A 14,123-nucleotide genomic window follows, 5' to 3' on the forward strand; every position below is an offset into this window, starting at 1 on the left:
ATTCCGCCGCCTCCAGAGGGGAGCGCTACACGTACGCCCGTCGCAGCATCGCGGCCGTCGACTCGTCCAGCCGATCGGCCCACCGAAGCTGATCGAAGAGCTGGAGCAGATCGTCCTCGGTCAGCCGCAGGCGGCGGATGTCCGCGAGGTCGTACACCACCCGCCCCCGGTGCATGACGAGCACCCGGTCACCCAGTTGCACCGCCTGGGGCATGGAGTGGGTGACCATCAGCGTGGTCAGCCCGCCCGCGGTGATGGCGCCCTGGGTCAGCCTGATCACCTGCTCAGCGCTCCGCGGGTCGAGCGCCGCGGTGTGCTCGTCCAATAGCAGCAGGGTCGGCCGTACCATGGTGGCCATGAGCACCGTCAGCGCCTGCCGCTGGCCGCCCGACAACATCCCGATGGGGGTGTCGAGACGATCCTCCAGTCCCATGCCCAACTGCGCCACCGAGTCGCGCATCGCCGCGCGCCGGTCCCGGCTCAGACCCCGCCGGAGCCACCGCGGCTCACCGCGCCGGGCGGCGAGCGCCAGATTCTCCGCCACGCTCAGGTCTGACGCGGTCCCGGTGAACGGGTTCTGGAACACCCGGCTGACCAGGCGAGCGCGGTGGTGCTCCGCCCAGTGGGTCACCTCGTGCCGGCCCACCTGGACCCGTCCGCCGGCCAACCCCAGGCTGCCGGCGATCGCGTTCAACAGGCTCGATTTTCCCGACCCGTTGGTGCCGAGGACCACGGTGAAGGTGCCCCGCTCCAGCTCCAGGTCGACCTGGTCCAGCGCACGGACCTCGCTGGCGGTGCCCGGGTAGAAGACATGGGAGACGGCCTCGAGCCGGAGCGCGATCTCAGGCATGGCTGGGAGCGCTCTCGCCCGCGGGAAGCCCGCGGGACCGCGGTATCAGGCGGGGCAGCACCAGCACGACGAGCACGAAGAGCGCGGTCACCAGCTTGAGCGCGTTGGGATTGAGCCCCGCCCGCACCGCGGCGGCCACCAGCAGCCGAAAGACCACGGCGCCAACCACCGCGCCGGCGATGCAGCGCCCGATCGACCGCCTGCCCAGCAGCGCCTCGCCCAGCATCAGGTTCGCCAGTCCCGTCACCAGTGCCCCGATGCCCATCTGAATGTTGGCGGAGCCGAGGTCGAATTGGGCGAAGAGCGACCCCGACAACGCGATGAGACCGTTGGAGAGTCCCAGACCGATCACGATCATCAGACCGATGTCGATCGCCACGGCCCTGGCCATCTGGGGGTTGTTGCCCGCGGCGCGCATCGCCAACCCGAGATCGGTGCCCAGGAAGAGCGCCAGGGACACGGCCAATCCGGCGACCAGCAGCAGCATCAGCACCAGCGCGGCCACGCTCCCGCCGCTCACGGTGGCGCCCAGCAGCGTGAGACTGGGCGGAAGCCCGAGGAGCCGCTGTCCCAGCCGCTCGGCCACGGTCTGCAGACTGTCGGTGGAGGCGAGCGACACGTTGCCGCTGCCCATGACGAAGAGGCTGACCGAGTAGAGGGCCGTACTGGTGAGCACGCCGGCCAGCAGCGCGCTCACCCGGAAGCGGGTGTGCAGGATCCCGGTGATTCCACCGGCGAGGGCTCCGGCCACGACGCCGCTGCTGGTGGCCAGGAGCGGATGCGCGTGCCGGACCAGCAGCGCGGCGGTGACCGCCGCGCCCAGCAGGAACGACCCGTCGGCCGTGAGGTCGAGCGTGTGGTAGACGCGGTAGCTGAGGAAGACGCCGAGACCGAGCAGCGCGAGAATGAGACCGGTCGTCGCCGCCCCGATCAGGAGGTTCACGACCCGCTCTCAGGAGATCTGGGTGACGGGCGACACCCAGGCGACACCGCGCACCAGCGCGCTCTCGCCCACTCCGGTCTCCCCCCGGTCGTCCCACAGGAGATGCAGGACGTCTCGGAGCTGATGGTTCTCGAACAATCCGCGCAACAGGTCCCGAAGCTCCACCGTCCGCTGGGGCAGCGGCTGGTAGGAGAACACCGCGGCGTGAAAGTGGCCGTAGAGCTGTCCCATGAAGCCGAGCGGGCGGAGGTGCGCCGCAAGCTCCCCCTTGGGTGCCCGCGCCGCCACTCCGGCGATGAGCGTCGTCGTCATGGCGTAGGTACGCTCCGGGGCGAACGACAGCCACTCGCGCACGGCGGGAACCTCCAGCCGGACGCCCGGGCCGGCGGGGCCGGCCGGGGAGCGCCGCAGCCTTGCCCCGGCGAGCCCGGCCGTCTCCGCCGCGATGACCATCCCGGCGACCTTGCCGCCGGTGGCCTCGAGACAGATCGCCGCCAGCTCGGACAAGGGAATCGCGCCGGCCTCGGGCTCCGCGCTGAACCGCACCAGCTTGGAGAACTCCCCTTCGCAGCTCAGACCCGAGGCCAGCACGGCACGCGGCGCGGTGGGACCCTCGCCCACCAGGTAATCGGCCATGCGGGCGTCGCTGGGGAAGTAGGCGAGGCAGCCGGCCACCGAGACCAGCTCTCCCATCCGATCGTGGCAGTCGTCGTAGCTGCCGCCGATCGCGCCCAAACCCAGGCCGAAGCCGTGGCCCGGGAAGGGCACGACGGCGCACTCGTCCGGGCCATAGGCGGCCTTGGTCAGCCGATCGGGATGGCCGTGCAGGCGACAGATCAGCGCGCCCTCCGGCACCCGGGAGGACACCTGGTACTGGCCGCTCCGGGCGGAACCGGACTGCATCTGCCAATGGGACAGCCGGAGATCCGCAGTCCTGGGGGCGCCGGAACCGGGCGCCTGCCACCCGGCGACCGCCAGCATCTCCTGCAACGCCGGCGGGAGCGAGGTGAGCTGCACCTCGCCGCGAAGGCCGGCCAGCTCGCGCTGCCAGCGGGCCAGCACCTTGGTGCCGGCGGAGCTGATGTAGGTGACGGTCTGCAGGTCGATGGTCAGCGACCGCACGCCATCCCGGAGGAGGTCCTCCAGCGTGTTGGAGAGGTGCTCGGCCCCCTCCCGGTCCAGGCGTCCGCCGAGCCGCAGGACCGTGGCGCCCCCGCCCTCGTCCCGGACGGCGTCGATCTTCATTTCTTCTTGGCGCCCTCGCCCACGACGGTATCGGCCTGTTTCACCATATCCGGCGAGAGGGTGACGCCGATCTTGCCGGCACCGCCCGGATTGACCGCCAGCTTGGTGGTCTTCACCCGGTAGAAGGGGATGGCGCCGGGACTCTCGCCCTTGAGGATCCGCGCGATCATGTGGCCGGCCTCGACCCCACCCTCCTGGAAGTCGGGGAAGAAGGCGGCGACGGCCCCCTGCAGCACCTCGAACGGCGCCGGGGAGAAGACCGGCACCTTGCATTCGTTGGCCGCCTTGATGAGGCCGGCGAACCCCGCGTGGGCCACGTTCCCGTAGAGCTCGATCGCGTTGACCTTCTGGCCACAGAGCGTCTGAGTCGCTTGAGCAACGTCACCGACGTTGCTGACCGGCGCGTCGCTCACCTGCAGGCCGGCCTGCTTGGCCGCCTTGGTCATCCGGTCCTTGAAGACCACCGACAGCTTGTCCTCGGGGCTGAACAGGATGCCGATCCGGCGCGGCTTGGGCACCATGTGCTGGATCAGCTCCACCCGCCTGGTCTGCTCCGGGTCTCCGAAGCCGGGCGAGTACACGCCGGTGATGTTGGGGAGGTGGTTGGAGTCGCTGGTGCCGGCCCCGGCGGCGAACGGATCGGACAGAAGGTCGAAGACGATCGGAATCGCCTTGGCGCGCTGGACCGCCGCCTCCAGGGTGGCGTCCTGCAGGGTCACGATGACCTTGGCCTTGGCGTCGATGGCGGCGTCGATGAGGCTCGGGAGGGTGGCGAGATCACCCTGGGCGCTGGAGACCTTGAGCTCGTAGTCCCGGCCGGCCTCCAGGTCGGACTCCTGCAGCCCCACCTTGATCGCGTCCTCGCCCCACTCGCTTCCCATCCAGTCGGCGGCGCGGATGAGGGCGATCAGCGGCTTGGCGCCCTGGGCGCTGGTGCCCGCGGCCGCGGGCTGGTCCGCCGAGCCGGCCTTGGCGTCCGGCTTCCCGCTGCAGCCGATACCCAGCGCCAGACAGGCCATGAGCCCGGCGAGCCGAGCTGACGCGACGGGCAGGAGGGGGATCCCCCGATGGCCGCTCATGATTGATTCTCCCGATCTGGGTGGATGGAAGGAGCGCCGGCACGGCCCGGCTCTGCGCTCGAAGCATGCGCCGTGAGATTGTCCTCAAAGTACCCGTTGCGATAGCGCATGCAAGACTGGCCCCGGGGTACCGGCTGCAGCGCGATCTGGCGCTGTCCGCGTTTGGCCGTAAATTGATGCGTCAGCCCGAGCCGCACGCAGGGGGGCAGGTCCAACCAAAGAGTTCAGGACTCCGGGAGAGTCCGTCCGTGGCCGATCTGTTCGAGCGGGTAAGCGCAGCCCTCGCTTCGCGGTACAAGCTCCAGCGGGAACTGGGGCAGGGCGGCATGGCCAAGGTCTACCTGGCCCACGACCTGAAATATCAGCGCTCGGTGGCGGTGAAGGTGCTGCTCTCCGAGCTGACCGAGGCGGTGGGAGCCGCCCGGTTTCTGCACGAGATCCAGATCGCCGCCCGTCTCCACCACCCTCATATCCTGCCGCTGTACGACTCCGACGAGGCCCAGGGCTTCCTCTACTACGTCATGCCCTACATCGAGGGCGAGACGCTGCGGGAGCGTCTCGCCCGGGAACGCCAGCTCCCGGTCAGCGACGCGCTCCAGATCGCCCGCGAAGTGGCCGATGCGCTGAGCTACGCGCACAAGTCCGGCGTGGTGCACCGGGACATCAAGCCGGCGAACATCATGCTGGAGTCGGGACACGCCATCGTGGCGGATTTCGGCATCGCCCGCGCGGTCGGTGTGGCCGTGTCCCAGCCGTTTACCGGGCCGCGACAGGTGATCGGCACTCCCGCCTACATGAGCCCGGAGCAGACCGAGGGAAGCGAGTATCTCGACGGCCGGAGCGACATCTACAGCCTGGGATGCGTGCTCTTCGAGATGCTGGTGGGAGAGTCTCCCTTCAATGGGGCGACGCTCGAGTCGGTGATCGCGCGGCGGTTCACCAATCCGGTGCCGTCCCCCCGCGCCTTCCGCGAGCTGGTGCCCGAGGCCATCGACGCGGCCGTGAAGAAGGCCCTGGCCCGCCTGCCCGCCGACCGGTTCGTCTCTGCCGCACAATTCGCCGAAGCGCTTGCCACGCCCGTGACGGCGGCCATCGCCGTGGGGGCGGCCCAGGCGATGGTGCAGGAGGTCTCCGCCGCCAAGTCGGTGGCCGTCCTCCCGTTCGAGAACATGAGCACCGATCCGGAGAACGAGTACTTCAGCGACGGGATCACCGACGACATCATCGCCCAGCTCTCCAAGATCAGCGCGCTCAAGGTGATCTCCCGTACCTCCTCGATGCAGTACAAGAAGACCACCAAGAAGATCGCCGCGATCGCGGAAGAGCTCGGCGTGGCGGCGGTCCTGGAGGGCAGCGTCCGCCGGGCCGGGCCCCGGGCCCGGATCGTGGTCCACCTGGTCGATCCCAAGACCGAGAAGCACCTCTGGGGCGAGACCTTCGACCGGCAGCTGACCGACATCTTCGAGGTGCAGAGCGAGGTGGCGCAGCAGATCACCGGGGCGCTCTCGCTGGCGCTCTCCCCGGAGGAGAAGTCGCGGGTGGAGAAGAAGGCCACGGCCGACGCCGAAGCCTACAACCTCTATCTCCTGGGCCGCTTTCACATCAACAAGTGGTCCGGCACCGAGGTGCAGAAGGCGATCGAGCACTTCCAGGAGGCCATCTCCAAGGACCCGGGCTTCGGGCTGGCCTACGCCGGTCTGGCCGACGCGTACGAGCTGCTCAGCATCGGGTTCGGCACCAAGCCGCCGGTGGAGTACCTCGCCCAGGCCAAGACCATGGCGTTGAAGGCCTTGGAGATGGATGACAGCCTCGCCGAGGCGCACACCTCGCTGGCCTACGCGCGGTGGCTGGGCGACCTGGACTGGGTCGGAGCGGAGAAGGAGTTCAAGCGCGCGCTGGAGCTCAAGTCGAGCTACGTGATGGCCCACGAGTGGTACTCCGAATACCTGGCGGCGCTGGGCCGGCACGAGGAGGCCCTCGCGGCGATCAAGCGCGCGCAGCAGCTCGATCCGCTCTCGGTGCCGGTCAACCGCGCCGTAGGATGGGTGGTGTATTTCAGCCGCCACTACGATCAGGCGATCGAGGAGCTGCGGAAGACCCTGGGGATGGATCCCGATTTCCTCGGCGCCCGGCTGGTGCTCTGGTGGGCGCTGGTAGCCAAAGGCGCCCATGACGAGGCCATCGCCGACATCCGCAAAGAGGTCGACCGCCCCGGGCTCCGCACCATGAAGAAGCTGATGCTGGGGTATGCCTGCGCTTCGGCGGGGAGGCTGGAGGAGGCGGGCGGGATCCTCTGGGAGCTGGAGAGCAAGCTGGCCGCCGAGAACCGACTGGCGTTGCTGTCGGCGCTCCTCTTCACGGCCATGGACGATAAAGACCGGGCGTTCGAGCAACTGGAGCGGGCCTTCCAGATCCGAGAGCCTGGCCTGCTGTTCCTGCGGGTGGCCCCCTGGGCCGATCCGCTGCGATCCGACCGGCGGTACACGGCGCTGGTGGAGAAGCTGGGGCTCGCCTGATCGCGGCCCTCGATCGTCGTCTCCTGGCCTGCATCTGGACTCTCGCCGCGTGCGGCGGACCTCCCCCGGCGCCCGCCACGGCCGGGCCCGCGCCGTCTCAGGCCGTCTCCGATCCGTACCATCCCCCGCCCCGCGATACGGTGGACTCCGAGACCTATCAGGGCTGGAAGCAGTACAGCCTGCACTGTTCCCGTTGTCACGGCGATGAGGCACTGGGAACGACGTTCGGTCCCGATCTGGTGACGTCGTTGGGACCTGACGGAGACATCTCCTCCAAGGAGCAGTTCCTCGAGGTGCTCCGCGGGTCACGCTCCAGCAAGGGCATGCCGAGCGCGGCCAAGATGGGGCTCGATTCCGTCTACATCGAGGGCCTGTACCGCTACCTCTCCGGGCGAGGGTCGGGCCGGCTCAAGGGAGGGCGCCCCGCCCGGTTAGAGCACCCCGCGGACCACTAGGCCCCAGTCTCGCGTACCGTGCACACACCCGTATCCCGTAGAGACCTCCTCAAACACGCGGCCGTCGCCGCCGCGGCCATCCTGCTCCCGGCTCGGCGGATCTGGGCCGGAACGCCGCGGCCGGACCCCGACCACACGCGCCTCCGCGCGTGGACATCGGCGCTTCGCACCGAGGGATTGTCCCGGCGGGATGCCCCGCTCGGGCGTGCTACCGTCCGCGTGGGCGAGCTGGCCGCCGGCACGCCCTACGAGCCGTTCACCCTCGAGGCCTACCTGCGTGCCGGCGACAGCCCGTCGCGAGAGCCGCTGACCCTGTCGCTCACCAGGTTCGACTGCACCACGCTGGTGGAGGCGTGCCTCGCGGTGGCGCGAGTGGCGGCGCAGGATGGCGCGCCCTCCTGGGAACACTTCGGCCGAGCGATCGAACGGATGCGTTACCGCGGCGGGGAGCGGCGGGGGTACCCGTCCCGGCTGCACTACTTCAGCGAATGGATCAGCGACGGCGCGCGGCGCGGGCTGGTGAAGGACCTTGGCGCGGAGCTGGGCGGGATCGAGGATGCCCGCCCGCTGCGGTTCATGACCGAGCATCGCGGCAGGTACCCCGCACTGGCGGATGAGGCTGTGTTTCAGGCGATCACCAGGATGGAACACCGGCTGGACGGCCATGCGCGCCGGGTGGTACCCACCGCGCGCATTCCCGAGCTGGCTGACCGCATCGAGACCGGAGACGTGCTCGGGTTCGCCACGGAGATCCCGGGACTGGACGTGACTCACGCCGCCCTCGCCTATCGGGACGAGGGCGGCGTGCTCCGGGTGCTGCACGCTCCGCTGTCCGGGGGAGTGGTCCAAGTCACCCGCGCGACGCTGCCCGAATACGTCGCCGCCATTCGCCGGGCCACCGGGATTCTGGTGGCGCGGCCGCTCTGGGGCTGATGCCGCGTCGGCCGGACCACAGCTGACGCGCTACCAGCTTCGGCCGCCCTCCGGCAGCGCCTTCCAGAGCGATGTCGCCGAGCTGTTCACGGTACGAGACGGCAAGATCGCGTCGCTCCGCATCTACTTCGATTCCGCACGTTTCCGAAATTCTCTCCGTGAGCGAAGTCACAGGCCCGCGTCATCATTGGGGCGCCGATTCGTGACACAAAGGTGACTCTGGTCACTGGAGGGGACAGCGCCAGCCATTAGGCTAGCTCACAGATGCGGCTACGGGTGCCGCGAGGGATGGAGGCGCTTCGACTCGAAAGGTGCTTGATGGCCACCTCACCGAACCATCTCACCACCTCGGTTGAGGATAGACTGCGCTTTCTAGCGCAGGTGCTCGAAGCGGTCCGCGACAGCGTGATCTTCACCGACCTCGACGGCCGAATCCAGTACTGGAATCGCGGGGCCGAGGAGGTGTTCGGGTACCCGGCCGAGGAGATGGTCGGGCAAACGCCGGCGGTCCTCTATCCGTCGGCAGGCTCGGCCACCCTCGCCATGGACCTGGAACGCATCATGGCAGGCGGGGTCTATGTGGCGACCTGGGAGGGACGGCGGAAGGACGGATCGACGGTCTGGGTGGATGTAAAGACCACGCGGGTGGAGGATTCCACCGGGGCACCCATCGGGTTCCTGGGAGTCGCCAAGGACGCCACCGACCGGAAGCGAGCCGAAGAGGCGCTGGTCCAGAGCGAGCGCCGGTATCGGCAGGTCTCGCAGGCGAGCCGGGAGGCGCTCTGGGAGTGGGACCTCGAGAGGGGCAAGGTCGAATGGAGCGCGGGTGCGGAGACGATCTTCGGCTACGCGCCGGGTGCGATCAGCCCCAATGGCACGCTCTGGCCCGACCAGATCCATCCGGAGGACCGCACCCGTAGCCTGGCTGGACTCAACGCCGCGGTCGCGGGCACGGCCGCGTCATGGTCGGACGAGTACCGGATGCGCCGGAAGGACGGAACCTACGCGGTGGTGGCCGACCGGGCCTTCATCGAACGAGATCCGGGGGGACGAGCGGTGCGCGTGATCGGAGCGTTAGCGGACATCACGCAGCGAAAACAGGCGGAGGAACACTACCGGCAGGTGGACCGGCTGGAGGCCGTGGGCCGCCTGGCAGGGGGCATCGCCCACGACCTCAACAACATGCTGCAGAGCATCCTGGGCTGGGCCGAGATGCTCGCCCGCCGGTTCGACGCCGACTCGCCCGAGGCGACGGAGCTCGGCAGGATTCGAGAGCCCGCCACCCGCGCGGCGAACCTGACCAAGCAGCTGCTTGCCTTCGCCCGGAAGGACTTCGTGCGGCCCCGGCCGGTGGACGTCAACACGGTGGTGCGGGAGGCCGTCGCGTTGCTGCGGCCGCTGCTGGGCTCCGAGATAGAGGTAGACCTGCGACTCGCCCCCAATCTCTACCCAGTGCTCGCCGACCAGTCACGGCTGGAGCAGGTGGTGGTGAACCTCGGGCTCAACGCCCGCGATGCCATGCCGAAGGGTGGGCGGCTGGGCTTCGAGACCAGCGTTGCCACGCTCGATGCCGGCTATGTCCAGCGCCATGGAGGTGTCGCCATTCGTCCGGGCCGCTACATGATGCTGGCCGTGAGCGACACCGGACACGGCATGGACCGCGCAACCCGCGATCGGATCTTCGAGCCGTTCTACACCACCAAGCCCATCGGCAAGGGCACCGGGCTCGGACTCGCCAGCGTCTACGGCACGGTCAAGCAGGTGGGCGGGCTGGTGTGGGCCTACAGCGAGCCGGGCGTCGGTACGGTGCTCAAGGTGTATCTGCCGGCGTATCCGTCAGGTTGAGTGGCGTGGCGAGCCTCCTGGTGGTCGATGACGAGCCGGCGGTCCGGCAGATGGCAACCCGCTATCTGCGCGAGGCCGGGTACTCGGTCGTCGAGGCGGCGGATGGGGTCCAGGCCTGGGAATACTTCCAGCGTGAGCCGACCCGGGTCGATGCCGTCCTGGCCGACGTGGTGATGCCGCGCATGCCGGGCACCGAGCTCGCGGCCCGCCTGCGCCGGGCCCGGGTCGATCTGCCGATCGTGCTCATGTCCGGCTACACGCCTGCCGACCTGGTGGCGCGCGGGCTGGAGGCATCGCTCGGCGAGCTGCTCACCAAGCCATTCAGTCAGGAAACGCTGCTGGCGGCGGTGCGACGGGCGCTGGGAGCGCTGCAGTAGCGTCAGCGAACCAGGGGCGAGAGCTGCGCGTACTTGCTGAGCAGTATCGTCCGGATCTGGGCCAGCGTCTCGCCGCTCTTGTCGACCGGATTGGTTGTATCGACCACGCAGACCCGCTTCTTCGAGCCGTTGACCTCGAGTGCCTCGCAGCCCGGCCTGAACTTCTGCAGCACCGACTCCCGCCCATAGAGCAGCTCCCCGCCGATCCAGACCATCTCCACGTCCTGCGGGTGGTTGGCCAGCAGGCTGAGATGCGGATCGCTGTTCTGTGACCGGAGCACCGTGATGTCCGCCTTGAATCCCGGGGCGAGCCTCCCGATCTGGGTGTCGAGCGCCAGCGCCTTGGCCGGGTTGACGGTAATCATCCTGATCCAGTCGGGGCCCTTGATGACGCCCCCGAACTGGTCCTGGTTGAACTCGGCCGCCACCCGCAGCTCCCCGAACAGGTCGTCGCTGCCGCTGGGGTTCCAGTCGACGCCGAGCGAGACGGAGACGCCGTGCTGAAGCGCCAGGGGGATATTGGTGGTCTGTCCGTACAGGACGCGATTGCTCTGGGGCGACCAGATCAACTTCGCGCCGACCGCTCCCATCTGGGTAAACTCGCTGTCGCCGAACGCGGTGCCGTGAATGATGGCGGTCTCCGCGCGCAGGAGGCCCTTCTGCTTGAGGACCTCGAACTCGTGGCGGGATCGCTCGTCGGACGGCAGCCCTTCGGCGATATGGACCACGAACGCCTTGGTGACGTTCCAGTCGACGGTGCCCTTGAAGCTGCTGATGTCGAGGATGTAGGTGCGGATGTGGGACGCACTAGTGCCCAGCTCGTTCTGGTTCTCGACGTTCCGAATCAAGGTGCGGACGCAGACCGAGCCGGGTGAAGTGCCCTCGACCGCGGTGATGCCCGAGATCATGGCCTTGATCTCGCCCCATTTCACCATCTCGCAAAACAGGTGATCGGTGTCCTTGAGCACGTTGTACGGCGCCTTGAACTCCTGGTAGGACTTGGCGCGTTGCCACTGCCCGCGATTGATATACAGCTTGGGCGGCGTCCATTTCGGCAGCACGTTGTACGCCACGTGGTTGTGGGCGTCGATGAAGCCGGGATAGATGTAGCCATCGGTCACGGTGAACACCGACGCGCCGGGCGGATCCGTGCAATCCGGCGCCACGCAGGCGATGGTGTCGGCCTCGATCACGACCTCACCGACGAACACCGTGTCCGGGGTTACGACGGTCCCGCGAATGACCTGCTTGGTCCGGTCGGTGCCGAGTGCGACGGTGACGTTGGCCGAGGCGGGGAGCGATGGGCCTGGGCCGGCGAGGCTCCAGGCGATGAGCAACGCAGCGTAGGGTCTCATACCGGCCTGAAGGCCCTCGGGATCGTCACCGTGATCGTCACCCGTTTGAGGGCGGCGTCGGTCCCGGTCCGCCGCGCCCAATCGGCATTGCCGCACATCCAGACAGGGCTTCCTGCCGGCAGGTCCTCCCGCGGAATGTCGGGCAGCTCCGCGGGCAGGAACGCCGCGCCATAGGGCACGAGCGGCTGGGGGACGTCCCCCGCGACGGCCGGGTGCAGCACCGCGAGCGCGGCGTTCCACCCCTGCAGCATCTTGGTGATGGCCGCCTTCTTCTTGGCTGCGTTGCCGCCGGACGAGCTCTCCGGCTGGGTCGGATGGGTCACCGCCTGATAGACGCCGTTGAAGCCGGCGCCGGCGGGCGTGGCCTTCCAGGTCTGCCAGGCCGCATCGGCGAGCTGGCCGAACGCGACGACACCGGTGACCTGGCCCGGCAGGAGCGCATCGAACCAGCGGTTCCGGTACAGGGCGATGTTGGGATCGTTCTTGTGCTTGCTCCCCCCGCCCTGGCCGAAGACGCTATAGACGTAGGTGTTGACCATGACGTAGCTGCGGGTGAGGCCGAGCTTCGCCAGGAAGCCCTGCGCCCGGTGGCCGGCGCCGCCGACGAGGGTGCGCCGGGCGATGACCTCATGCTGTGCGGGGTCCTGGCCGATCGCCAGCAGCCGGGCGGTCCCGTCGAGCCGTCCTCGATGAAAGACCGGGCCCCACTCGGTGCGGAAATCGGTGGTGGGAAAAACCGTCTCGTCGGGCACGTCCTGCACCAGGGTGCGGAAGGGCTCGTCGCCGTAGCCCGGGTCGAAGGGAATCGGCATGGGGTGCTCCAAGAACTGTGGGGGGATGGCGGCCAGTGTATGACTCGGTACGCGACTGCGCAAGTGTAGTGTCCGAGAATCGTGGCTGTCCACTGATGGCGGCCGCCGGGCGATGGGCGCATCTTCGTGGGGTCGGCGGCCGCCGACACAACCCAGGAGGTATCCATGAGCACCACCGCAGTCCCCAGCAACGCCACGACCAGCGACACGAGCGTCGGGAAAGTCGACATGAAGCTCGAGGCGGTCGTCATCCCGGTCTCGGATGTAGACCGCGCCAAGGAGTTCTACCGGAAACTTGGCTGGCGGCTCGACGCCGACTTCGCCTTCGAGAACGGCTTCCGGATCCTCCAGTACACGCCACCAGGCTCCGGGTGCTCGATCCAGTTCGGCACCAATGTCACCTCAGCCGCGCCCGGCTCGGCCCAGGGCCTCTACCTTATCGTCTCGGACGTCGAGGCTGCGCGCCGCGAGCTGGCGGCCCGCGGTGTGGAGGTCAGCGAGGTGTTCCACGCCGGGACGCCGGGCGCTCAGTTCCAGCCGGACGGCAGCAGCGGTCGCGTGGGCGGGCCCGCGCCCGATCACGCCACCTACCGCTCCTTCGCCACGTTCCGCGATCCGGACGGCAATGGCTGGCTCTTCCAGGAGATCACGACCCGGCTGCCAGGGCGCATCGACATGGACGGGACGGCGTTCGCCTCGGCCGCCGATCTGGCGGGCGCGATGCGGCGGGCGGAGACCGCGCACGGCGAGCACGAGAAGCGCACCGGGGAGCGCGACGCGAACTGGCCCGCCTGGTACGCGGCGTACATGGTGGCGGAGCAGGCGGGCACGGAGCTGCCGTTGTGACGACGTCGGTTGTGACGACGCTGTCGAAGGAGTCGAGCCATGCGCGCTGACATCGCGCCCGGACGTCGCTTCCCCGACTACGAGCTGCCCGATCACACGAGCACGTCACGCAGGCTCAGCGAGCTGCAGGGCGAGGACCCGCTGATCTTGACGCTCGCGCGCGGCCACTACTGTCCGAAGGAGCACCAGCAGCACCTGGAGCTCGCCGCGTTCTATCCGAAGATCGCCGTCGCATACACGCGGGTCGCCACGATCTCGACCGACGACCACCACACGCTCCAGGAGTTCCGTGCGTCGGTCGGGGCCCAGTGGGCCTTCCTCTCCGACCCGGGCCGCACGGTCCAGATGGACCTCGACATCAAGGAGTACACCGACCCCGAGCACGATCCGATGATCCCGCACACCCTCGTGCTCAAGCCTGGCCTCGTGATCCACCGCATCTACAACGGCTACTGGTTCTGGGGCCGGCCGTCGTTCGCCGACCTGTGGCGCGACCTGCGGGAGGTGACCGCCGAGGTCCGCCCCGACTGGGACCTTGCCACGCCGGGGCTGCGCGAGGCGTGGGAGGCGCGCGACGGCTCGCGCTTCCACGGGTGGGACAAGCGGGGCCTGGCCGGCGTCGGCGGGCCCTGAGGATCGATCCCGGCCATGCCGTGGATCCCCGAGCTGTTCACGGCCCCGGCCCTCGAGCGGGTGCTCGAGCACCAGCGGCGGGAGGGGCTGGCGACCGTGCCCTACTTCGACGGCCTGCTCGCGGGCGTGCCGGAGCCGCTGCTCGAGTCGTTCGCCGGCGAGCCGCGGCTCTACGACCCGGTGCGGGGACGGATCGAGGGCGCGCGGGCGTTCACCGCGTACGTCGAGCGCACC

14 protein-coding genes are annotated in these 14,123 nt (G+C 69.0%); 8 read left to right on the plus strand and 6 right to left on the minus strand.

Going from position 1 to position 14,123, the window contains the following annotated elements:
• Window positions 1-25: 25 nt before the first annotated feature.
• Genes VHR41_02475 through VHR41_02490 form a run of 4 tightly spaced genes read right to left on the minus strand, consistent with a single transcriptional unit; the run spans window position 26 to window position 4,117 of the window.
• Window positions 26-850 carry an ATP-binding cassette domain-containing protein gene (locus VHR41_02475; protein ID HEX3233034.1) on the minus strand — a complete coding sequence of 275 codons (825 nt, stop codon included), beginning with the start codon at window positions 848-850 and terminating at the stop codon, window positions 26-28.
• Window positions 843-1,793: a hypothetical protein gene (locus VHR41_02480; GenBank protein ID HEX3233035.1), complete on the minus strand. Its 951-nt coding sequence runs from the start codon at window positions 1,791-1,793 to the stop codon at window positions 843-845. The genes VHR41_02475 and VHR41_02480 overlap by 8 nt, the downstream gene beginning before the upstream one ends.
• A 9-nt stretch (window positions 1,794-1,802) precedes the next feature.
• Window positions 1,803-3,038 carry an STAS domain-containing protein gene (locus VHR41_02485; GenBank protein ID HEX3233036.1) on the minus strand — a complete coding sequence of 412 codons (1,236 nt, stop codon included), beginning with the start codon at window positions 3,036-3,038 and terminating at the stop codon, window positions 1,803-1,805.
• Entirely contained in the window at window positions 3,035-4,117 is a 1,083-nt protein-coding gene (locus tag VHR41_02490) for an ABC transporter substrate-binding protein (protein ID HEX3233037.1), read from the minus strand. The genes VHR41_02485 and VHR41_02490 overlap by 4 nt, the downstream gene beginning before the upstream one ends.
• Before the next feature lie 248 nt (window positions 4,118-4,365).
• Between VHR41_02490 and VHR41_02495 the strand changes: the two genes are divergently transcribed.
• The 5 genes from VHR41_02495 to VHR41_02515 all read left to right on the plus strand — a co-directional run bounded on the left by VHR41_02495 (window position 4,366) and on the right by VHR41_02515 (window position 10,243).
• The gene (locus VHR41_02495) at window positions 4,366-6,633 is read left to right on the plus strand and encodes a protein kinase (GenBank protein ID HEX3233038.1); all 2,268 of its coding nucleotides are present in this window, start codon (window positions 4,366-4,368) and stop codon (window positions 6,631-6,633) included.
• A 140-nt stretch (window positions 6,634-6,773) separates the two neighbouring features.
• A complete protein-coding gene (locus VHR41_02500; GenBank protein ID HEX3233039.1) occupies window positions 6,774-7,088 on the plus strand; it encodes a cytochrome c in 315 nt (104 codons plus the stop codon).
• A gap of 18 nt (window positions 7,089-7,106) precedes the next feature.
• Window positions 7,107-8,021: an N-acetylmuramoyl-L-alanine amidase-like domain-containing protein gene (locus VHR41_02505; GenBank protein HEX3233040.1), complete on the plus strand. Its 915-nt coding sequence runs from the start codon at window positions 7,107-7,109 to the stop codon at window positions 8,019-8,021.
• A gap of 318 nt (window positions 8,022-8,339) precedes the next feature.
• Window positions 8,340-9,866: a PAS domain S-box protein gene (locus tag VHR41_02510; protein ID HEX3233041.1), complete on the plus strand. Its 1,527-nt coding sequence runs from the start codon at window positions 8,340-8,342 to the stop codon at window positions 9,864-9,866.
• Between the two features lie 5 nt (window positions 9,867-9,871).
• The gene (locus VHR41_02515) at window positions 9,872-10,243 is read left to right on the plus strand and encodes a response regulator (GenBank protein HEX3233042.1); all 372 of its coding nucleotides are present in this window, start codon (window positions 9,872-9,874) and stop codon (window positions 10,241-10,243) included.
• A 2-nt stretch (window positions 10,244-10,245) separates the two neighbouring features.
• Here VHR41_02515 and VHR41_02520 read toward each other — a convergent pair whose 3' ends face one another.
• Both VHR41_02520 and VHR41_02525 read right to left on the minus strand, forming a co-directional pair.
• A complete protein-coding gene (locus tag VHR41_02520; GenBank protein ID HEX3233043.1) occupies window positions 10,246-11,598 on the minus strand; it encodes an amidohydrolase family protein in 1,353 nt (450 codons plus the stop codon).
• A complete protein-coding gene (locus tag VHR41_02525) occupies window positions 11,595-12,410 on the minus strand; it encodes a hypothetical protein (protein ID HEX3233044.1) in 816 nt (271 codons plus the stop codon). Before VHR41_02525 ends, VHR41_02520 begins: the two co-directional genes overlap by 4 nt.
• Before the next feature lie 165 nt (window positions 12,411-12,575).
• On the opposite strand from VHR41_02525, the gene VHR41_02530 reads away from it, so the two are divergent.
• The 3 genes from VHR41_02530 to VHR41_02540 form a co-directional block, all read left to right on the plus strand.
• Window positions 12,576-13,256 (plus strand): VOC family protein, encoded by a 681-nt coding sequence (locus tag VHR41_02530; GenBank protein HEX3233045.1) that lies wholly within the window; start codon window positions 12,576-12,578, stop codon window positions 13,254-13,256.
• Window positions 13,257-13,295: 39 nt separating this feature from the next.
• A complete protein-coding gene (locus tag VHR41_02535) occupies window positions 13,296-13,889 on the plus strand; it encodes a redoxin domain-containing protein (GenBank protein HEX3233046.1) in 594 nt (197 codons plus the stop codon).
• 15 nt (window positions 13,890-13,904) lie between these two features.
• On the plus strand, window positions 13,905-14,123 hold a 219-nt coding region (locus VHR41_02540), incomplete at its 3' end, for a hypothetical protein (GenBank protein ID HEX3233047.1).

The sequence above is a fragment of the Gemmatimonadales bacterium genome (assembly GCA_036265815.1).
GTDB lineage: Bacteria > Gemmatimonadota > Gemmatimonadetes > Gemmatimonadales > GWC2-71-9 > CAVVWJ01.

Excerpts from the sequence above, each read along its gene's own strand:
- VHR41_02510 (HEX3233041.1), top strand. The coding sequence starts at position 8,340 with ATGGCCACCTCACCGAACCATCTCACCACCTCGGTTGAGGATAGACTG.
- VHR41_02475 (HEX3233034.1), bottom strand. The coding sequence starts at position 850 with ATGCCTGAGATCGCGCTCCGGCTCGAGGCCGTCTCCCATGTCTTCTAC.
- VHR41_02485 (HEX3233036.1), bottom strand. The coding sequence starts at position 3,038 with ATGAAGATCGACGCCGTCCGGGACGAGGGCGGGGGCGCCACGGTCCTG.
- VHR41_02530 (HEX3233045.1), top strand. The coding sequence starts at position 12,576 with ATGAGCACCACCGCAGTCCCCAGCAACGCCACGACCAGCGACACGAGC.
- VHR41_02490 (HEX3233037.1), bottom strand. The coding sequence starts at position 4,117 with ATGAGCGGCCATCGGGGGATCCCCCTCCTGCCCGTCGCGTCAGCTCGG.
- VHR41_02520 (HEX3233043.1), bottom strand. The coding sequence starts at position 11,598 with ATGAGACCCTACGCTGCGTTGCTCATCGCCTGGAGCCTCGCCGGCCCA.
- VHR41_02535 (HEX3233046.1), top strand. The coding sequence starts at position 13,296 with ATGCGCGCTGACATCGCGCCCGGACGTCGCTTCCCCGACTACGAGCTG.
- VHR41_02525 (HEX3233044.1), bottom strand. The coding sequence starts at position 12,410 with ATGCCGATTCCCTTCGACCCGGGCTACGGCGACGAGCCCTTCCGCACC.